Below are 19,663 nucleotides of genomic sequence, written 5' to 3' on the forward strand. Positions count from 1 at the left end.
ATGGCAGTATTTAATGCAACAAAAACGAGGACATGGTCCAAGAGCACGCCTGCGGATGGTGACTTATTCGACGACGAATTCGATCGCCAATACTCGAACGATCAGTATCTAAAAGATCGGATCGATCAGACCGATTTGAATCTTTTCGGGGCGCAGATTCCATTGGGCGGAATCATAGAGGACAATTTGGATCAGGCTTCATCGAGTCTATTCAAGGAAACGAATGCTCAGGCGATTTCCAGAACGACCTATTCGGCGCTCTGGAATTTAGTCCGAAGAAACGTGAGCGGAATCGTTCCTGCCAGCGATCGGATCAGTGTGACATCCCATGGTTTGATCGAGGGACAACTCGTCAAATTCGCTTTCACGGGCGGGGGAATTACCGCACTAACCAAATACTATGTAAGAAACCCGACCACAAACGATTTTCAAGTTTCAACGACTCCGACGGGGAGTATCCTCGATCTCACTTCTTCCCAGACGGGAGAGATGATTGTTAACGTTGAATATGGTTTTGGAGACGGTGCGACGACATACAACGTTCCGGATCGAAGAGGAATTTTTGCGAGGGGCGCGGGAGTTCACGGAACGCGGGCAAAGGCCATTGGCGGAAACTATGACGGGGGCGCGGTTGGTTTTGAAGGACAAGATCAAGGTCAAGGGCACATTCACTCTGCGTCTGTGATTCCAAATGGTGCCGCCGGTTTTGGGAATGGCGGCGCAAGTGGCTATGCTGGCGGAAGCCTCGGGCAGGTCGGGATTAGCGTCACAGTTGGTACTCCGACGGCTGACGGAACCAACGGTAGTCCGCGCACCGGAAACGAAACAACACCAGCCTATGTCGCAGTCAAATACAAAGTGAGGGTAGCATGAACTATATTATAGAAAAAGAAAGTAACAAAGTTCTATGGATCAACTCGGATCCTCAACAATTAAAAGGAAAAACCGTTTGGCAAGAATTTGATGAGACTCTTCATGAAGTAGTCTATGTGCTCCATTATAATCCTCAAGTCCAAGAGACCTTTCTTGCGCCGGTCGTCGACGGTATGGCTGTAGATTTTCAGCCGAAGTCGGTCTATGATAAAAAGACGGCTCGGGAAAGGATTCTCCAAGACTGGAATGACAAGATGGATTCTGTATTGGAAACGGAAGAGAAACCGATTTTGGACGAAGAGGGGAATGTCCTTCCTCATCAGTTTCATACGAATGCCGGTTGGAGATTGAATCTGGATCAAAAGAAAAAGGATTGTATCCAGCGAATCAATCAGATCTGTTCGGAAAAAATTTCGGGAGGCTTTTCTTCTTCGGCGCTCGGGTCAGTGCATCATTATGCGTTTGATCGAGACGATCAATTGAATCTCAATAGTTCGGTTTTAACGGAAGAAAGCCTTCCGATTCAATGTAAGGATGGCGCAAATCAAGAATCGTTTCAAATTCATACTCCAGATCAAGTTCGAAAGGTTTTGAAGGATGGTTGCCTCCATAAAGCAAGAATGCTCGAAAGAGCGAATCAATGGAAAGCGAAGATCGCGGAAATAGGATCGATTGAAGAACTTCAGGAGATGGATTTCGCTTCGGATTGGATCTAAATTTGGCTGTAGTTAGGGTGTGTATGGAGGAGTTCGCACCCTAACTCGTACGTAAATGTATTAGAATATTCTAAATATAGAATTGCTTCAATTTATTGCAATCGATCTTCGTTGTATGCAGGGTGCAAGGAAGTCGTAGAGGAAAACGTAAATTCGAATCAGAAAACTTCGAATTTACTTCGATCGGTTGTTAGAGTGGATTCTAAAATATACGCGATTTTTTTTGAATCAATCGAGAAATTCGAGCAGTAATTTTTGAATCAGTTCCTTCTGGGTCCAAGGGATAAAGTGATTCTCTTTCTCTAAAGGAATGGTTTTGAGAATCGTTTTTGAAAGTTGAGTTTGAAAATACTCCAAGTTTTGATAAGGAACAAGAGAATCCTCTTTTCCGTGGATCAGAATCGTTTTGCAGTGAATTTCTTTCCAATGAGGGATCAGGTCGAAGAGCTGTTTTTTTAAAGGAAGCATCTCCGAATTGCTCTGATTGATCTCTCTGGGAAGAATCCGTTTTATCCAATTCCAATCCGCGACACGATTGTACCACCGAACTTCCTCTGCGTCTCCGCTCAAAGCCGCCGCCAAAAGGAGGAGGCCGGCGATATTTAGATCGGGAAAGGAGGCGATTCTTGCGGCAATTGGTCCTCCGTAGGAGTGTCCTACTAGAATGATTTTTCCATTCTTTTCATTTCCAATGGTTCTTTGAAACTGAGAGATTGCCCGTCCCAGGATATATGCCTGCCTTTCAATGTCGGGCACGCTTTGATCTGGACTCGATTTTCCAAAACCGGGCCTGTCCACGGAAAGGATACAAAAAGAGGAGGTAAGAATCTTGTCTCCTAAATAGGAAGCATAATTCTGCCAGCCCCCGGGAGAACCGTGAATGAATATTATAATATTGTGATTCTTTAATTCACACTCGCTCGCAACTCCGTAGACTGTTACTCCATCCTCTAAAAAATGGAATTCCCGGATGCGGGCGCCTTCTTCTTTCAAACGTTGTAAACTCTCTTCCGGCTTTTTTTTGAGATCATCCGGTAATCTACAAGAGAATAGGAAATTGAAACATACGGAAAAAAGAAGAATCGTGCGAAAAGGAATCATTGCCATTTTATTTTTCGGAAATTTCTAAGAAACCGGAAATTCTCCTCTTTGTATTTGTCCGTAGAACCGTAAGAATGTTTGGTTGGGTTGAAAAGGATTTGCAATGTCGAAAAGTCCTTCCCGGATTCCTTTCACGAGATACATATCGATTTCACCTTTGTTCTTCGCTTTTATTTTTCCTCTATGTTCGCAGATAAAAAAATCTTTTATTTGTTCGTAGGTTTCGCTGGAAATATTCACCTCACCCGGAATTCCGGAACTTTCCATTCTGTTTGCCGTATTCACCGTGTCTCCCCAGATGTCGTAAGCAAACTTATCCGTTCCCACAACTCCCGCGACAACTGAGCCGGTGTGAATTCCAAGTCTGAGTTCCCAAAATGACAGATTCTTGCTTTCCCTTTCTTGTTTTTTTTGAAGCATAAATCTCTGAAATTCCAAACCGCAAAGGACGGCGTCTATCGCATGAGTTTTGTTTTTTAGAGGAAGACCTCCCGCGGCCATATAGGCGTCTCCGATCGTCTTTATTTTTTCCAGAGTATGAATCTTTACGATAGAATCGAACTGACGGAAAAAAAGATCCAATTCGCTTAACAATTCTTCGGGAGACATTGTTTCTGCGATCTGAGTAAAACCTGCCATATCTGTAAAGAGTACAGTAACGCTTTCATAACGAACCGGTGCGACGGAATCATTTCTTTTTAATTCTTCTGCAACGGCTTCCGGAAGAATATTTAGAAGTAAGGAGTCCGATTTCTTTCGCTCTATATTCAAGTTTCGTGTTAGAATGAAGATCAAAAGTCCCGTAAGGATTTGGACGAATAAATAGTTCCCTCCGGCGTCCAAATACCGTTCGGTTTCGTTCTGATAGGTCTTGATCCATTCTCTATTGTAGAATTCGGTCGCATAAAGAAAAGCGGTCGCCGCCGCGTAAACCAAATAAACGATCCATACATTATGATTTCTTAAAAGAATCGTCGCGATCACGAGTGCTGGGATAAAATAATAGTGATTTCCGCCGATCGATCCTCCGTTAAAAAACCACATGGAAGAAAGATAGACTAAGATCGTAAGATTGAACGGCCAGAATAGCGCGTAGTAGACGCTCTTGATTCGTGATACCAGATACATTCCCATCAGCAAGATTCCGGAAACGAAGTTTAGGAGAAAAATCACCATGAAGTTTTCCAAATAGAACGAGGAAAACGCTCCGAAAATATTGAGGGCGCCGTTTACAAACGCGACCGTATTGAACAGCCTATGTTCCAAAGAATTTTTCTTCGGATCCCCAAACATAAAATAAACGAACTTAAGGACTTGATCGGTCATGGTCGATAGCATAAATTCATCGCGGATGGAAATAAATCATTTATTTCCTTCGAGTTTGCAAAAACGTTCTCCTTTATTACAAGAATCAATCGGAACGATCATTGACTTTTCGATTTCCCGCGTAGAATCGAAAAAGTGCTTTGACGATTTTGTACAGGCTCGTTTTCGGAACTCCCAATTTTTTATTTTCGGATCCGATTTGGAAAAGAAGTTTCCATTGGTGGAAAAGAATCGAATACATTTGAACGATGGAAAATTCAGGATCGTAGAGATTTGTCGATTCGGAGGTGACTCCGTTCAATTCTACGATTCCGAATTCTTTTCCTAATTTCAATTCTTCATCCGATCGGTATCGAATATCGTATCTACCGAAGTAAAAGCCGGCAAAGGTCTGGGAAATTTGATCGATTTTTTCAATGAGGGCATCCGTGATTAGATCGCTTCCGTCCGAAAATAGAGTGCCTTGACAATGATTTCCAGCTTCCGCGAGCCTCATTCTTTCTCCTTTGGAAAGAATCCGGTTCCATTGTTTTTCATGTCTTTGCTGAAAAACTCCCGTTTGAAATCGAAATCGTGGGTGTTTTGAAATCAATTCTTTCAAGGAGGAATTTCCGTCACCTTCTATGATCGGAAACGTCTTTCTCGTTACGGAAAAGATATGCCCTTTTTTTTCATTCGGGAAACGGTAATAAAATACGCCGGCTTCCTTCGGGCCAGGGTGATATTCTTGGATAACGAGGTCTATATTTGTCTCGAGTAAATATCGTACCGCTTCGTCTTCTCGTTTGATGAGTTTTACGCCGGAGCCGCGTTGCCCTGCGTCCGGTTTTAGTATATAAGGATATTCAAATTTATTTATGAAAATTAAATTCTCCAGATTTTTAAGATCCGTTTCGGAATCGATTCTTATAATTTTATGAAATTTTAATATGTGATCGGATGAGATATTCTTAAGAATATCGTTCTTTGATTCTCCGACAAGTCCTCCTAAATCGATACCTGGATTGGCGGCGCAGATCGTACCAAAGCCCCAGTGGCGAATCGTCAAATATACAATATAAGGCACTAAAGGGATATAAAAGATCCAAGCCGGCCAAAACTCAGGCTTTGCGAATTTTCCGAATGAAACGTTCCAGGAAACGCTCTTCCTTTTAGGTCTGTTTTGATTCAGCTTCTTTATGTTTTGTTTTTTTCTCGAATTGAAGGGTTGAAAGGGCAACTCCAAATTCTTTCGGTAGAGAAACATTTTGTAAAAAACACTCCGCGTATATTTTGATGATCGCCATATGATGAATCGTATGGTCCTGGACGTATAAGAATTCTCGTTTCAGATTGCTGATCGTTTTTCCTTCAAGTCCGGACTCCGGATCCAAAAGAAAAGAAAGGTCGACACTTTTATTTTCTTCAATCGATTCGAGTTCGTTTAATAACTCAAAAATTTTATCCCGAGCCGCGAGCGGGGAGGTTTCGTAGAGAGGATTTCTTTTTCTTCGATCGTATGAAATTTCGGTTGTTTCCAAGCCGATAACCAAATTCTCCAAAACTTCCATACAGTGACGAACATGTTTTCCAATGCTCGAACCCTTGACTTGGGTGATTTCCATCGAATATTCCCTTTCATCGATAACGGAAAGTAGATCTGCCAGTTGATTGAAGGTATGAAAAATGTTTTTGAATTGAATGTGTAACATCGCAAAGTTCTTCGGAGCAAAAGACTCGAAGTTACAAAAGAAAAACGGTTTTTTCGAAATTGCAATGAGATAAAGAAAAAAGAAGAATAGGACAGAGTTGTTTCTCTGTCCCTTTGTGAGTGTCTCTTTTAGTAAAGACTAAATCGGACCGGTATTAGAACCTTAACAGTGATCGCTTTCCCTTCTAAGATGGAAGGAGAATATCTTTTTTTGTAAAATGCATCGATTGCAGACTCTTCCAAGCCGAATCCGAGCGGCTTTCCAACGGAGCGCACTCTCAAAACCTGCCCATTCTCTGCAATGATCACCTCCAAGGTGGTGGTGCCGGTAATTCCTGCCGATCTTGCCTCTGATGAATATTCAGGGGTGATATTAGGTGTTAGATCGACCGGTGCGGTTGCTCCCGATATGATCGCGTCTTGTGCACCCGCAATTCTTGGATCTTCCTTCTTCTTAACCGTATCGGTGACTTCGAATTCTCCATCATCAGCCGCCTCACCGACGTTAGGGTCCTGAATTACCAGATTGTCGACAAATGCAACTTCATCAACCAGTCTATCCAATCTATTGAACTCTATCGAAGGGGTGTACCAGAAAAAAAGAATCAAAATCTGAAGGACGAACGAGGTGGAAAGAAAGAATTCCATCCGATATCGATCGATGAATCTTCTGAGCTTCCCTTTTTTAATTTCGGTTAATATAGCGTTCTCTTGACCCATCGTTCAAAGACCTCCGCCTTGAGTCGTCTTTGTTACGAGCGAAACTTTCAGTGCGCCTGCTTCTTTTAATAATTCGAAGGCATTATCTAAATCCGAATAGGGAAGATCCTTGTCGGCATGAATTAGAACCTTAAGGTCGGGAGTGGTCGTAAGCTTTGCTCTTACGTTGTTGATTGCCTCGTTCATCGGCATTCTAACTTGATTGAAATAGACCGCTTTGTCCTTATCGGCACTCAGATATAAATTCGCAATCTTCTTGTTGAGTTGCTCGCCCCCAGGAACGTCCGGAAGCGCGATGGGCAAATCTGGGTCCGTATCTAAAACCGAAGTAACCATAAAGAAGACTAAGAGTAGAAAAGCAATATCGGCCATCGAGCTAACTGGGATGGAAGGTGGATTCTTTTTCTTTTTTAAGCTCATACTATTTCAGCCTTTTTACGGAGATCTGTTTGAATCCTCGGATCTGAACGGCGGATAACGCGTCGAGCATGTTTCCGTATTTCGTTTCTCCGGTCGTTTTTATTAATGCGACTTTATTCTCAATGTCCGGTATTTCCATCAGATTGAGTTGCTCGCGGAAATCTATGAGATTACGATAATCTTTTGTTCCGATGGATTTATTCTTCATCTTGATCAAATCGCCTGCGATGAGAATTTCATAGATATTGTCCCTAAGCACAAGAGTCGGATTTGAATTCTTTCTAGGAAGCTGAATATTCAGTCCTTCCTTGACAAAGAATACTGCAGTGACCATGAAGAACACAAGAAGTAGGAATGCAATGTCCGACATCGAAGATGCCGAAATTTCTTCCAATACGCGTTTCTTTTTGATGCGGATCATAATGATTCCTTCATTAAGAAAAGCAATTATGCTTTTTTCGAATTTCTTTTTAAGAATTCTTTGTAAATTCTATTGGCCGCTTCTTCGATTTCGGAAGTAAAACCGTCGATTCTGGACGTTAGATATTGATGGAAAGTCATCGCCGGAATTGCAACGATCAAACCGGCGGCAGTCGTGATTAGAGCCTCTTTGATACCGCCCGCAACCACTTTTGCGTTTACTTGATCGGCGTTTGCAATCGCATCGAATGCGTTGATCATCCCGGAAACGGTTCCTAAGAATCCGATCAGTGGTGCGATCGTAGAAACTGCGGCTAAGATAACGAGTCCTCTTTCAAGTACGGTGATTACTTCCGCCGCTTCCCGCTCCACACCTTTTGCGAAAATTTCTGCATCACCCGAAGAAACGTCGATTCCGCCCGCTATAACCTGAGTGATTTTATATTCTTTTCTTTCATCTAAAAATTTCTGTACTGCATCCAATCCTTTTGAATCCATTGCTTCGCCGAGGTCGATATTATAACCTTTCGGAAGAAGTTTGGCCGTTGCTAAAAAATAAAGTCTTTCGAATATAATTCCTAAAGCTATTATAGAGGAAAGGGCTAACGGATACATTGTCCAGCCGCCGAGAAGAAAAAGATCCACGAATCCCCAGCTTTTATCGGCCTTCGCAACGGGTGCGGCAGTCGGAGTCTCTGTGTTAGCTGGCTCAGAGGTTTCCGTTTTGGTTGGCTCTGATACCTTGTCTTGCGCAAATAAAACCGTAGTGGAAAGGGAAATAAGTCCCGATAAAATGAGTGCTGTTGTCACCCATTTGAATTCATTTTTTAGAAAAGAAAATTTCATCGATATCTCCGATTAAAATATTTCTGTAATATACTTTCAAATTGTTACTGAATGATTACAAAGAAGTTACGGATCTGAAACTTCCATGAGACTATGTCCGTTTTTTCTCTTACTGGGAGAGAAAGGGCTCTGATGGAACCGGATTCGTAGATTCTCTGTCACATTCGATTGTCGCTATATTTTCTTCTAAGAAGAAAAATAGAAATTTTGACCAGACCTTTGCCTTTACTCAATTATCCATTTTTATTTGGAAATTTGAGTAAAGGAAAATCGAAGGATTACTTTACAGCTTTGGTAATTAAAAAAGCCCGGATTCTTCTCATATTAGTTTTGAGAAAACGAATCCGGGTTTTTCGGTTAGAGTTTATACGTAGCGGAGAAAGAAATATCCAATCCTGTTCTATATTTTTGGAAAACGTATTCCTGTCCCGTCAGAGGATCTATCTGAGTTATCTTAAACTGACTGTTCATTACGTTTCGAACGGAAGATCTAAAATCCAAACGATCATTGTGCTTGTAAGTATATACAATATCCGAAGTTCCGGTCCCTTTTTGAATCGCGTTCGGAACTCCATCCGACCCAACGAGAGCGATTCTATCGCTGAAATAGTTATAATAGAATCCGATATTGTGCTTTTTACTTTTAGTAGTGAATACGTCGATTCTAAGGTTTGCAACGAAGTCGGACTGCCCTTGTAACGGACGGTTCAGCGTGGTAGGTGCATACGCCGCATACGTTGAGGTGGGGTCCACTTGTCCTGTCGCAATAAAACCGTAGATATTTGCGTCGATTACGTCCACTCTCGATTTGATAAAGAAGACGTTCGTTTCTACTCGTAACCACCATAACAATTCTTTGCGATAATCCAATTCGATCCCTCTGATCGTCGCTTGTTGAGCATTCGCATATTTATAAACCAAACTCGCACTTCCCGCAACCGGTAAGCCAATTAATTCGATCGGGTTGGAAAGATTCTTAAAGAAAGCACCGACGCCGATGTAGTCGGTATTTGTCAGGTAATATTCCCATCGAACGTCGTAGTTGTGTATGTAAGTTCTTTGAAGGCTTGCATTACCGAATATTCTATCCGCCTGAAAATACGCGGAAAATCCAAACGGAGATAACTCTCGCAAATCGGGTCTTGTGAGAGTTTGAGAATATCCGAGACGGAGATTCATATCCTTTGCAATTTCCCACGCCACGTTCGCAGAAGGGAGTTTATCTTTCGTTCTGAGTTCTCCGATTCCTAAGTTGTTAACGTCGCATATATTAGCTCTTACTAATAAAAGTCTCTCTTCCTCCGAATTCGTTTTACACCCGTAACTAGTATTGTTACCGCTCCAGCTGTTTTTGAGATCGTAAGTTTGAGTTTTCTGATAACTGTCTTCGTACCGGACTCCAAAAATGGTTTTTAACTTCGCCATAATCGGAATTTCAGCTTGAACGAAGGCCGCTTTCAAAGCTTGCGTCGCGTCATAGGCGTTGTTTCCGGAAGCTCGTTCAAAAATCTTTCTATTCCCGTTCGCGTAGGTGAGCGGGTTATAGATAATCTCTCCCGGAACCGGATAAATGTAATCTCTATCGCTTCCGCTAAAGTTCCTTTGTGCGAATTCCCTAAACTCGAAATGTTTGAAACGATCGAGATTGCTGACTCCGAATTTTAACTTACTCTGAAGTCCGTCCCACTGACTGAACGGAATTTCATACTTAAGCGATTGGCTTCGAACGGTGTCTGCAGTGGTCGAAAAATATCTTGTTCCGTCCGGGTTGTTTCCCAGCCTTCTAAATCCATTCGCTAAATCACTTCCTCCCTGAGACCAAGCTTGGTTCCTTGCATCCGGTTCGTCCCTTTCAGCAAGAGCGTAATTGAGATTCCATTCTACCTTGTGCGGCCTTGCGCTAAAAGTCCTTAATTCGTGTTCCCCGCCCAGGGTATTATTAAAGATCGTTCTACTCACATAACTCAAATTAGTTGATTTGAAATTAAAGTTGTCGATGTAATTCGTACCTTCCCCTTCTCGAACCGTTTTATCCGATTGTGCCGAATAAAGCGTCTTGATGAAGAATTGTTGTCCGATCTTGGGCTCGTAGGCTAAGTTGAGGTTGTTTCCCCACAGGACTTCCTCGGTATAGAGTTTTAAATTGTTCTGATTGAGAGGACGAAGCATATTATAATCTTTTAAATAAGTAGAAACGGGATTGCTCGCTTGAAACCGGGCATTTGACTCTTCCCGGTAATTATAGCTTCGGTTGTACGTTGTTCCTGCCAAAACTCCGAATCGTCCCCATTTTTCCGAACGGAAGGAATTACCTGCAGACACACTGAAGGATTTGTTGTACGGCGAATCCGTTTCATTCGGAGACCATTGTTGGTTAAAAGATAGAGCGCCGACTTTCATAAGATTGCTTGGAATTCCACCGAACCTGTCTCCTTCAACGAAAGGAACAACCTTTGGTAATCCACTGATGAGATCGGGAAGCTCTTGTTTTTTTGACACCAATCCGAAATCGTTATTCGTATCCCCTTGGTTGAAAGTCTTAAATTTGTGACCTGCTACCTGAGTATTTTTTCCGACACCTAAGGAAACCGAAAGTAAAAGATTGTCCGGATATTCTTTGGTTTCAATCTTAACGATACCGCCGGAAAATTCAGCGGAATCTTCCGCTGACGCGGTTTTGATGACTCGTATATTCTTGATAACACCTGCCGGAAATAAATCCAGAGGAACGATTCTTTTGTCTGGTTCCGGCGATGGAATGAAAGAGTCGTTGAGAATTGTATTGGAATATCTTTCTCCAAGTCCTCGAACGAAAATAAACTTACCACCCACAAGAGTAATTCCGGTGACTCTCCTGAGTACGTCACCGGCGGAAGAGTCTGGACTTTTTTTGATGGATTCTTCGCTTATCCCGTCTGATACGACGCCACTCTTTCTTTGAAGAGCTAATAAAGCAGATTCGGAATTTTCAAGGCCGCGTCCTTTGACTTCGACAGTATCCAATACTTGAGCACCCATCACGATGTTCATCGAGATTTGCGATCCGGTGGTGATTGTAACCTTCTTGAATTGTGTCGCAAAGCCGATCATTTGATATTCAACTGTATGTTCGCCGGGTGGAAGGTTTAATTCGTATTTTCCGTCGAAGTCGCTTCGAGTCGCCGCTTTGATCGATCGAACGATTACCACTGCTCCGAATACCGGATCTCCCGATTCTGAATCGACGACTTTTCCTTTGAGCTTCCCCGTTGCCTGTCCGAAAACCGGACTTGCTACGATTGAGAAGAAGAATAATAAACTGATTGTCTTGTTTTTCATGTTCCGTACGTACAAACTTTAAATTGATTTTTGTGTTCTATAATGAGTTTAATTTCATCGATCTCGATCGTTTTTTGATCCACTTGAACTTTGAATTCCCTTATCACGTATCCGTTGATATTTGCGAGTTTTCTTATATTGTAAGGTTTCGGAAGTGGCAGAATCTTTAGAAGTCCTTTGGATCCCCTTAGGTTTTGTCTAACTTTATCGATCCCGGCTTTTCTTCTGATTAGTAGAAGATACATTGAGTCTTCAATCTTAGAATTTGCGGTAATATTCTTCTGATCGATATTGTTCGGCAGATATATATTTCTAATCTCTTGTGGACTGCATGAGTATTTGAGTTGATCGTCGTCTTTATCAGGAAAATCCCTGATTTCATGGATCGCTTTCGATAGCGCTTCTTCGACTGATTTTGATGAGTTAGAGAATGTGTAAGAATTTTTTATTTCCGATCGAAGGAGGTCTCTGTCTTTTTGAATTTCTAATGCGATTTTAGGATCCATGATTTCCTTATCGAAATCCGGTCGTTGTCCGCTTTTTTTACATTCAAAATTCGAAGAGGATAAAAGAAAAATTAGGATAATATTTAGAGATTTGAATTTGATTTGGGACATTTTTTAGAATCACAAGAGGATTCTCGATTCAGAGAATCCTCTTTTTTTTACTTATCTTGCTCGATAAACTGTCCAACCGGAAGCCCAATTAGAACCGGATATCATCCCACCAAAGGTGGTGTTATCGGTAAAAAATGAGTCAGAAGATTGTGCAGTCAGTGCTGATCCAGCCGCGGCGGCCGCCTCGCCGGAAGGTTGGTAATCAGGTTTTGTTGCAAAAGCACAATTGTCAGTGTCACCTGAACCAAGAGAAACAACAGGAAGAGCGGTCAAGCCCGTAGTTGGAAGCGTGCAGGCCGCTGTGTTTCCGTTCGTCTTTGCCGCTTCAACTAAGATGTTTGCGAAGGTTGGTGCGGTCGCAGGACCACCGCCAGTAGCATTCAATACACAATCGAAGTTACCGGATTGGAATCCGTAAATCAATCCATTGCTGAATTTTCCTTGCAGACCTTCTCTCAATCTTGCGCCAAAGCCATTGGAAACGCTTTTTCCTAAAAGAGTGAAGTTAGAAAGTTTTACGTTAGTCGTGAGTTTCGCTGTTGCAGACGCGGTTCCCGAACTGTGTGTTCCGTCCATTTCAAATCCGTGAGGATCCGTTGAGGCGGTTCCGCCACAAGTAGTCGAATATTTGTGCGAGATAACGAACTGAACTTTTCCTGTAAAGGCTTCATCCAAATCCAAGTCATCATCCATTCCACCGGTCATAAGAAGATATTTTCCTGTCCAAGCTCCACCCCAAGCCTCAACGCCGTCATCCAAGTGTCTGTGGATTTGAACGTGATCCAAGCTGGTTCCATTTCCTACTACATACATGGAAAGACCGTTTAATTCATCGCCTGGTGCAACTTCGTTCCCTGCAAATTCAATGATCGTGTAAGTAAAACTTCCGGAAGTTCCGTTATCATTTGCCCCACTGTTATATTGAAGACCGGTTCCACCTTCGGTATTTTGAGCGGCCGCTCTGGAACCCACGCCGTCACCAACGATTAAGATTCCACCCCAATCACCTGGACCTCTGTTGCCGGAGGTTTTAGAGGAAGTAAAACAAACTGGAGCGGCAACGTCTCCTTTGGTTACGATTTTAGCTCCCTGTTCGATAATTAATGCTGAACCTGCGGTCCCGAATACGACTGCACCTCTTTCGAAAGTGAGTGTGGCACCGGTCTTTACTCGAACGATTCCATTCAAAGAAGTGGAAGAATAAGCCGCAAAATTTTGACTTGAAGTGATGTTTCCGGTAAGGGCCGTGTTTCCACCTTGGATCGAAGCGCCATCGCAAATGGCCGCTCCCGCGTTTTCGCCTGATGCCGCCGCAAGTAATGCGAGTGCAATCAAAGCAGTGTTATCTTTCTTGTCCTCTTTGCAATTAGCAAAAGAAGAAAGCAGTAGAGTAGCGCTAACAAATAATAGCGTAACCCTTTGTGAATAAGTCGATTTCATCCTATGACTCCTTGAGAATAAACCTTAAGAGGTTTGTAAGAAAAATACGCGCAAGGCGTTACACCCGAGTTACAAACTGATATAAATCCCGTAACGTTCATTCGATCATCTTCGGTAGATATTGAAATTTTATTTTTAGAGAGCATTTATATCCATTAAGGAAGAGCAAAGAAAAGGATTAATAAGAAACCTAAGGAACCAAAAGCAAATAAACGATCTCCCTTCGTTTCCTCTTTGGTTTCTTCATCTTTCGCCCAGGTGATGTCCTTTTTCTCGATAGAAACGACATCTTTTTTGAATCCGCGTTTTGTACCGTCCTCGTATTCAACGATAATGCCTTGGTCGTTTTCGGACGTTTTGACATTCTCTATCACTTCGTTCGTTTTAATATTTTTGACCGTATCTGCAAACATTGCCGTAGATGAGAAGAATGAGAAGAATATAAGGATGAAAGATGCTCTTGTAATCATTTTGTAATCATTTTCCTTCTGGAATGAGTACCGCATCTCATTCGTATAGTTTCATACAAGACGAAAATCAGAGGAATTGTTACAATCGTGTTAAAGATTTAGTTGTAAGGACGGTAGATTGAATTCATTTCATTTCGGTTTGGTTGTATGGAATATTAGTAAAAATTAAAGTTGTATCAACATTGAGATGAAATATGCGGACTTGATTATTCAAGAGAATGCGTCAAAAAAGGAGTTTTTCCTTTGTCCCCGTATTTTCTCTAATCAAAATTTCTGAATCTATGAGTATAAATTGAAGAATGTGGTAAGCACTGGTTAAATCGATCGATTTGACAGTTTATTCTTATTCTTTTTTGGATAAAAATTCCAAGTCCGTGATCGAAAGAGGCTTAGAAAATAAAAAGCCTTGGCCCATTTCGCATCCTTGTGCGGTTAGGAGTCGTCTTTGTTCCTCCGATTCGATTCCTTCGGCGACCGTGGTTAAACTTAGGCTTTCGGCGAGGGCAAGAATGGTTCGAACGATCGATTCACTCGAAGAATCGGTTGAAAGTCCTCTCACAAAGGATTGATCTATCTTTAAGGTGTGGATCGGATATTGACTCAAGGAACTTAAGGAAGAATAACCCGTACCAAAGTCGTCTAGGGAAAGTGTAATTCCGGATCGATGAAGAGAATTCAGAACGTCGAGAGTCAGGTTAGGATCTCCGGCGAGGGCGCTTTCGGTGATTTCCAATTCCAATTCTTGAGGATCTGTATTCGTTTCTTCTAATATTCTTAAAATGGTTTCCGTTAAGAATTTTTTTCGAAACTGAATCGGGGAAAGATTTACGGAAACTCGAAAAGCCGGATTGCCTCTTTTTTTCCAATCCTGAAGATCGTCGCAGGCTTTCCGAAGAACCAATTCTCCGAGAGGAATAATCAAGCCAGTTTCTTCAGCCAAGGGAATGAATTGAAGAGGGGAGACAAGTCCAAGATTTGGATGTTTCCAGCGAACGAGTGCTTCCATTCCCACAATCTGACCCGTTTTTAAATTCACTTTCGGTTGATAAACGACCAAAAATTGATCCTTGGAAAGAGCGTCTCTCAATTCTTTTTCGAGCGTGAGCTTCTCTTTGAGCTTGTCGTTCAATTCGGAAGTAAAAAAACCGAAGTCTCTATCTAACGCAAGGCTTCCTTGAAGAGCCGCTTCCGATTTCCAGAGCAATTGTTCCGCAGATATTCCATCGATCGGAAATAAGGAGATTCCCGCTTTCAGGTTTGGATAAATTTCCTCACCGGCGATAGGAATCGGCTGTTTGAAGTTTTCTAAAATTTCCGCGACTTTCGTTTCCGTTTCGCTTTCAACGTTTTTCGAAGCTGGAAAAAGAATTGAAAATTCACTTTCACCGGTTCTACCAAGAAGAATGGAGCCGTTCGAAAGATCGGAAAGACGTTTACTCACAAATCTTAGAAACATATCAGATGCATGATTGCCGAACGTATTCTTAATATCTTTCCACTTGTATATTCCGAAAGAAACGATCGCGAGACTTCCTGAGTTCGCGCTCTTGATTTCAGAATGAATTTTTTCCACGAAAGAATCCTTGTTTGGGAGGCTTGTGACCGGATCGTAATTGGAAAGATAATTGATGACTTCATCCAATTTACGAACCGTAAGGGTTGTGCCCGCCATTAAAGTTCCCGCTTCGTCCGTATAATCGATGGGAAGGTTTGGAAGAATTTTTTCGTTCAAGTATTTTTTAAGACAGAGAGACGTGAGTGTAACCGGAGCCAAAAGTTTATGAAGCGCGTACAGAGTCGCACCCGTTCCGGCGAGCGTCGCGATGAGAGCGAGGAGCAACGTCTGTATGATCATCCTCACGTCGTAACCGGTGTTGATCACGTAATAGGCGAGTAACGTAATCAAAGGCACGTGAGTTCCTAAAAAGGCGACTAATAAGATTTTGGAAGTATATGTTTTCAGCGGTTTGATTTTGGAGAGTGTTTCGTAAAGCCCAAGATTTTGTTCAGTCATTCTGAATTCCGTTTTGCTATTGAAGTTTGACTGCGGATTTTCATTTCATTCTTTTTTATTTGGACTTTTTACAAATTCGATTCTCGCAAATTTTGGCGAATCGCAGACCTCTTTGCGGATAAAAACAGTTTACGGTTCTTTCTTGAAAGGCGGGCTTTTTCCTTTGAATCTTTCCTTCGAAGATTTACAACCAAAGAAAATCGCAACGAGCGAATCTTGTCGATTTGGGCGCACACTTCCTTGTTTCCAAACATTCTGATTTGTAACTTTTTGCGATCGATTCAAGAGTTTTTCGAAAAAAACCTGCTAGAATGTCAGCCAGAGCTATGTTTTGATCCGTAAATTCCGAAAAAAGCAAAGTTCTTTCGTTTTTTTTCTTGTTTTCTTCCATTTTATTTTATATAATAACTGTTGTTCTATAAAAACGTTTGTTCGAAATTAGGAAAAATTGTGCCGAAAATTGTGGATCACGAAGTTTACCGGATTTCCATTCTTACCCGCTGTTTGGGTCTTTTTGCAAAGCGGGGTTATGCGATGGTAACGATGAGAGAGATTTCCAAGGAACTTCGAGTATCCACCGGATCATTGTATCATTATTTCCCGACGAAAGAGGTGTTATTCGAGGAAATGGCCAAGTGGGTGGTTCGGGAAGACGCCAAGCAGTTGGTAGATATCCGGGATCGAAACCGTGAAAAGTCGGTCTCGGAAAAACTCGAACTGCTCTTTGAATTTGTGAGGGAAAGGGAAGGGCATTTTCGCGATTTGATCCTGCTCGCCTGTGATCTTTACAGAAGAGAAGATTCGGAACCCGCGAAAGCGATCTTAAAAGATTGTTCTTCGATTTTTCGTAGCGCAATCGAAAGCCATCTCGATTTAAGAAATCCTGAAATGGAGAATCTATTCTTTAGCGTTCTGATCGGGACGATCTTTCAAAGAATGATGGATCAAGGAACGGTCGATTTTGAAAAAACATTCGAGATCGTTCGGGTCTTCGCTCCGTTTCTGACAGGCGGTTTGTTTATGGAATTTAAAAAGATCGGGAATGAATGAAGATCCATTCGAGCGATCAAAGATGATAGGGAGAGAAGTGATATGACCAATTTGAAACGTTACTCGTTCATTGTATGTTTTTTGGTTCCGGCTTTTGCGGTGCTGGGTTTTTATTTAGGCGGAGCGTATAATTTTCTTACCTTCGCGATCGTATTCGGCGTTCTTCCGATTCTGGATGTTCTGGTCGGAGCGGATCCGTCCAATCCGGTCGAAGAAGAGGTTCCGTCCTTACAAAATGAATTCTATTTTCGATTTCTGACTTATGTTTGGGCATGGGTTCAGATCGCTTTGGTGATTTGGGCGCTCTATGAGATTCAGACCAAAGAACTGACTGGATTGGAGTGGTTCGGATTCGTGCTCGCGATCGGAATCAATGCGGGAGGAATCGGAATCACGGTCGCTCATGAGCTGGGTCATAAGAGTAAGAAGATAGAACAATGGTATTCGAAATTCATTCTCATGACCGTCTGTTATATGCATTTTTTTATCGAGCACAACCGAGGACATCACGTAAACGTTTCGACACACGAGGATCCCGCGTCTTCCAGGAAAGGAGAATCCTTTTATAAATTTTATCCAAGAACCGTCTTCGGTTCTTATTTCTCAGCTTGGAAGTTGGAAGAAAAACGACTTTCCAAACTAGGAAAGTCTTCTTGGTCTCTGGAGAATGAGATGATTTCGTCGACGGTAATTCCACTTTTGTTTATAGGGATCGTGACAGCGGGACTGACTTTTTATACCGGTAGATTTTCCTGGGAAGTGCCGGCATTCTTTTTCGCTCAGAGTTTTATCGCATTCTCCCTTTTAGAGGTAGTGAATTATATAGAACACTACGGACTTCAGAGGAAAGAAATTGCACCTGGAAAGTTTGAGAAAGTTTTACCGATTCATTCGTGGAATCAGAATTTTGCGGTAAGTAACGCGTTTCTTTTTCAACTTCAGAGACACTCCGATCATCACGCGAACGCTGGAAGACGTTATTCGGCATTGAGACATTTCGAAGAAAGTCCGCAACTTCCTTACGGTTACGAAGTGATGGTTCTGGTTGCTTTGATTCCGCCTCTCTGGTATAAGATTATGGACTGGAGATTGGAAGATTGGAAGAAAAAATACTACGGGAATTCAAATTCAGAAACGGTTCGAAGCGCCGTCTAAAAAACATTCAAAAAGTATTCTATGTGAAGCCCGGGAGAGATTCCGGGCTTCACCACGTTCGATTCTTAATCTTTTCTTCTTAGTTCCATTTTTAATCCTAAAGGAACGTTCCGTGCGTCGGCGCCGAAGAGGATTTTCGGTATGCTTAAATCGGTGTTTGCCGGGTTTGTATCGAGTCCGTTACCGAGATCAAAGCTGACATTTATTTCATAATTCTGCCAAGCGTATTTTTTCTTCGATTCATCGCTTTCTCCGTCGAATGTGAACGTATAAGGTCCGTCGTACGGAACCAGAACTAAATTCAAATAGAATCTTCGTTTTGTTCCATGTTCCACGAGAGATAGTATAAAATTCGATTCCTCCGAAGTTAGGACACGGCTCGTGCTACCGATGGAAGGAAACGTATTTTCTTGATTCCATTGAATTTGAACATTTGCCGCGCCGGTGAGGATGTCGCTACGGACAAAGATCACACTCACGATGTTGTATGGAGAAGTGAATCCGCTGAACGTAGGCCATACTCTATGTTTTGGAATTCCTGACCATTCCGGATACTTAGTCAAAGGTTCGACTTCTTTGGTTGAGCCCCCTTCATTGTAGTAGTATTCTCCGTAGAATTCGTTGTTATATACGATTCCGGTATCGAACATCGCGATTTCAAAGGCGTCGATTTCAAAGTCTCTACCCGTTGTCATTCTTTGGCGACGGGAAGCCGGATACCATTCCGGGTTGATTTGTTCGCCTGCTTTGAGCACGATCTTCCTGGATTCTTCGTAGCCGCTCGGAGCAATGGCCCAGTGACTCCAATCGCGTCCGCTTCCAAAATTGCCTTCTTGATTCGTTTCGCCTGGACGATAATCGTAAGCAAAGATTTCCAGTTCTCCAAAATACACTCCTTGAAGACGTGAATTTGAAACTAAAAAATTGGAGGAGGCACCGGGAGCGGAAGTGAGCGAGCTTGCGGATACTTGAAGCAGTTTCGAATCCGTAAGGCGGGTCGATAATACGGGGGCATTGAGTTGATTTAAGAGTAGGAGGGCAAGATTGGTATTTTCATCTTTGCCGTCCTTTTTGCAATTTGAAAAGCTCAGGACGGTGATTGTGATGATCGTCATAAGACGGAAGACATTTCGTCTATTTGATTCTCGGTTTTGGACTCTTTGTGTTCTTTCCAACATTTGATTCTCCGTAGAAAGTTTTTATTTCCTAATTGCTTACGTTTGTTCCGTTAGTGCCTTGCCACGTTTTTTTCGGAATCGAGGGTTATTTTTGAAAAAAGAATCCACTGTTAAAGTGGTAGAATTGAGGGAGGGAGAAGGATTTTTCCGAAAAATTGACTTTTTCGAAATTTTTAAAATCTTCGATGATCGCTATTGCGCGCCCGCATATGCGTACAGAGCCGGGATTTCACTGCGACTTTCCGATTATCTCAAGGAAGTTTTTGTCAAGATGAGGTCTGTCTCGTTCTAAATCTTCGCAGGAACGCC

General features: G+C 42.2%; 18 protein-coding genes. 4 read left to right on the forward strand and 14 right to left on the reverse strand.

Annotated elements, in window-relative coordinates; genetic code table 11:
• Both DLM75_RS17610 and DLM75_RS17615 read left to right on the forward strand, forming a co-directional pair.
• Positions 1 to 873 (forward strand): hypothetical protein, encoded by an 873-nt coding sequence (locus DLM75_RS17610; protein WP_118969811.1) that lies wholly within the window; start codon positions 1 to 3, stop codon positions 871 to 873.
• Positions 870 to 1,589 (forward strand): DUF4376 domain-containing protein, encoded by a 720-nt coding sequence (locus tag DLM75_RS17615; RefSeq protein ID WP_118969812.1) that lies wholly within the window; start codon positions 870 to 872, stop codon positions 1,587 to 1,589. The genes DLM75_RS17610 and DLM75_RS17615 overlap by 4 nt, the downstream gene beginning before the upstream one ends.
• A gap of 228 nt (positions 1,590 to 1,817) precedes the next feature.
• Here DLM75_RS17615 and DLM75_RS17620 read toward each other — a convergent pair whose 3' ends face one another.
• The 13 genes from DLM75_RS17620 to DLM75_RS17680 form a co-directional block, all read right to left on the reverse strand.
• Positions 1,818 to 2,687, reverse strand: a complete 870-nt coding sequence (locus DLM75_RS17620; RefSeq protein ID WP_174715095.1) for an alpha/beta fold hydrolase — start codon at positions 2,685 to 2,687, stop codon at positions 1,818 to 1,820.
• Positions 2,688 to 2,714: 27 nt separating this feature from the next.
• On the reverse strand, positions 2,715 to 4,016 hold the full coding sequence (locus DLM75_RS17625) for an adenylate/guanylate cyclase domain-containing protein (RefSeq protein ID WP_118969925.1): 1,302 nt from the start codon (positions 4,014 to 4,016) through the stop codon (positions 2,715 to 2,717).
• An 85-nt stretch (positions 4,017 to 4,101) separates the two neighbouring features.
• The gene (locus DLM75_RS17630; protein ID WP_241547970.1) at positions 4,102 to 5,262 is read right to left on the reverse strand and encodes an ATP-grasp domain-containing protein; all 1,161 of its coding nucleotides are present in this window, start codon (positions 5,260 to 5,262) and stop codon (positions 4,102 to 4,104) included.
• Positions 5,168 to 5,707 (reverse strand): DinB family protein, encoded by a 540-nt coding sequence (locus DLM75_RS17635; protein WP_118969813.1) that lies wholly within the window; start codon positions 5,705 to 5,707, stop codon positions 5,168 to 5,170. The genes DLM75_RS17630 and DLM75_RS17635 overlap by 95 nt, the downstream gene beginning before the upstream one ends.
• Positions 5,708 to 5,835: 128 nt before the next feature.
• Positions 5,836 to 6,426 carry an energy transducer TonB gene (locus tag DLM75_RS17640; protein WP_118969814.1) on the reverse strand — a complete coding sequence of 197 codons (591 nt, stop codon included), beginning with the start codon at positions 6,424 to 6,426 and terminating at the stop codon, positions 5,836 to 5,838.
• A gap of 3 nt (positions 6,427 to 6,429) precedes the next feature.
• Positions 6,430 to 6,846, reverse strand: a complete 417-nt coding sequence (locus DLM75_RS17645; protein ID WP_118969815.1) for an ExbD/TolR family protein — start codon at positions 6,844 to 6,846, stop codon at positions 6,430 to 6,432.
• 1 nt (position 6,847) lies between these two features.
• Positions 6,848 to 7,267: an ExbD/TolR family protein gene (locus DLM75_RS17650; protein WP_118969816.1), complete on the reverse strand. Its 420-nt coding sequence runs from the start codon at positions 7,265 to 7,267 to the stop codon at positions 6,848 to 6,850.
• Between the two features lie 26 nt (positions 7,268 to 7,293).
• Positions 7,294 to 8,112 (reverse strand): MotA/TolQ/ExbB proton channel family protein, encoded by an 819-nt coding sequence (locus DLM75_RS17655; RefSeq protein WP_118969817.1) that lies wholly within the window; start codon positions 8,110 to 8,112, stop codon positions 7,294 to 7,296.
• A 357-nt stretch (positions 8,113 to 8,469) separates the two neighbouring features.
• Positions 8,470 to 11,430 (reverse strand): TonB-dependent receptor, encoded by a 2,961-nt coding sequence (locus DLM75_RS17660; RefSeq protein WP_118969818.1) that lies wholly within the window; start codon positions 11,428 to 11,430, stop codon positions 8,470 to 8,472.
• Positions 11,427 to 12,047 carry an LA3241 family PerA/PerB upregulated protein gene (locus DLM75_RS17665; RefSeq protein ID WP_118969819.1) on the reverse strand — a complete coding sequence of 207 codons (621 nt, stop codon included), beginning with the start codon at positions 12,045 to 12,047 and terminating at the stop codon, positions 11,427 to 11,429. Before DLM75_RS17665 ends, DLM75_RS17660 begins: the two co-directional genes overlap by 4 nt.
• A gap of 51 nt (positions 12,048 to 12,098) precedes the next feature.
• On the reverse strand, positions 12,099 to 13,487 hold the full coding sequence (gene lipL48 / locus DLM75_RS17670) for an oxidative stress response protein LipL48 (protein ID WP_118969820.1): 1,389 nt from the start codon (positions 13,485 to 13,487) through the stop codon (positions 12,099 to 12,101).
• Between the two features lie 155 nt (positions 13,488 to 13,642).
• On the reverse strand, positions 13,643 to 13,957 hold the full coding sequence (locus DLM75_RS17675) for a hypothetical protein (RefSeq protein ID WP_118969821.1): 315 nt from the start codon (positions 13,955 to 13,957) through the stop codon (positions 13,643 to 13,645).
• A 343-nt stretch (positions 13,958 to 14,300) separates the two neighbouring features.
• The gene (locus tag DLM75_RS17680) at positions 14,301 to 15,971 is read right to left on the reverse strand and encodes a putative bifunctional diguanylate cyclase/phosphodiesterase (RefSeq protein WP_118969822.1); all 1,671 of its coding nucleotides are present in this window, start codon (positions 15,969 to 15,971) and stop codon (positions 14,301 to 14,303) included.
• A 450-nt stretch (positions 15,972 to 16,421) separates the two neighbouring features.
• On the opposite strand from DLM75_RS17680, the gene DLM75_RS17690 reads away from it, so the two are divergent.
• Both DLM75_RS17690 and DLM75_RS17695 read left to right on the forward strand, forming a co-directional pair.
• A complete protein-coding gene (locus tag DLM75_RS17690; RefSeq protein ID WP_118969824.1) occupies positions 16,422 to 17,021 on the forward strand; it encodes a TetR/AcrR family transcriptional regulator in 600 nt (199 codons plus the stop codon).
• 42 nt (positions 17,022 to 17,063) lie between these two features.
• On the forward strand, positions 17,064 to 18,176 hold the full coding sequence (locus DLM75_RS17695) for an alkane 1-monooxygenase (protein ID WP_118969825.1): 1,113 nt from the start codon (positions 17,064 to 17,066) through the stop codon (positions 18,174 to 18,176).
• 65 nt (positions 18,177 to 18,241) lie between these two features.
• Here DLM75_RS17695 and DLM75_RS17700 read toward each other — a convergent pair whose 3' ends face one another.
• Entirely contained in the window at positions 18,242 to 19,291 is a 1,050-nt protein-coding gene (locus DLM75_RS17700; protein ID WP_147456657.1) for a hypothetical protein, read from the reverse strand.
• Between the last annotated feature and the right edge of the window lie 372 nt (positions 19,292 to 19,663).

It is taken from the genome of Leptospira stimsonii (assembly GCF_003545885.1).
GTDB lineage: Bacteria > Spirochaetota > Leptospiria > Leptospirales > Leptospiraceae > Leptospira > Leptospira stimsonii.

Bases quoted from the DNA above. Each gene is read 5' to 3' on its own strand.
- DLM75_RS17610 (WP_118969811.1), top strand. From the start codon at position 1: ATGGCAGTATTTAATGCAACAAAAACGAGGACATGGTCCAAGAGCACG.
- DLM75_RS17615 (WP_118969812.1), top strand. From the start codon at position 870: ATGAACTATATTATAGAAAAAGAAAGTAACAAAGTTCTATGGATCAAC.
- DLM75_RS17625 (WP_118969925.1), bottom strand. From the start codon at position 4,016: ATGACCGATCAAGTCCTTAAGTTCGTTTATTTTATGTTTGGGGATCCG.
- DLM75_RS17630 (WP_241547970.1), bottom strand. From the start codon at position 5,262: ATGTTTCTCTACCGAAAGAATTTGGAGTTGCCCTTTCAACCCTTCAAT.
- DLM75_RS17635 (WP_118969813.1), bottom strand. From the start codon at position 5,707: ATGTTACACATTCAATTCAAAAACATTTTTCATACCTTCAATCAACTG.
- DLM75_RS17640 (WP_118969814.1), bottom strand. From the start codon at position 6,426: ATGGGTCAAGAGAACGCTATATTAACCGAAATTAAAAAAGGGAAGCTC.
- DLM75_RS17645 (WP_118969815.1), bottom strand. From the start codon at position 6,846: ATGAGCTTAAAAAAGAAAAAGAATCCACCTTCCATCCCAGTTAGCTCG.
- DLM75_RS17650 (WP_118969816.1), bottom strand. From the start codon at position 7,267: ATGATCCGCATCAAAAAGAAACGCGTATTGGAAGAAATTTCGGCATCT.
- DLM75_RS17655 (WP_118969817.1), bottom strand. From the start codon at position 8,112: ATGAAATTTTCTTTTCTAAAAAATGAATTCAAATGGGTGACAACAGCA.
- DLM75_RS17660 (WP_118969818.1), bottom strand. From the start codon at position 11,430: ATGAAAAACAAGACAATCAGTTTATTATTCTTCTTCTCAATCGTAGCA.
- DLM75_RS17665 (WP_118969819.1), bottom strand. From the start codon at position 12,047: ATGTCCCAAATCAAATTCAAATCTCTAAATATTATCCTAATTTTTCTT.
- lipL48 (WP_118969820.1), bottom strand. From the start codon at position 13,487: ATGAAATCGACTTATTCACAAAGGGTTACGCTATTATTTGTTAGCGCT.
- DLM75_RS17675 (WP_118969821.1), bottom strand. From the start codon at position 13,957: ATGATTACAAGAGCATCTTTCATCCTTATATTCTTCTCATTCTTCTCA.
- DLM75_RS17680 (WP_118969822.1), bottom strand. From the start codon at position 15,971: ATGACTGAACAAAATCTTGGGCTTTACGAAACACTCTCCAAAATCAAA.
- DLM75_RS17695 (WP_118969825.1), top strand. From the start codon at position 17,064: ATGACCAATTTGAAACGTTACTCGTTCATTGTATGTTTTTTGGTTCCG.
- DLM75_RS17700 (WP_147456657.1), bottom strand. From the start codon at position 19,291: ATGACGATCATCACAATCACCGTCCTGAGCTTTTCAAATTGCAAAAAG.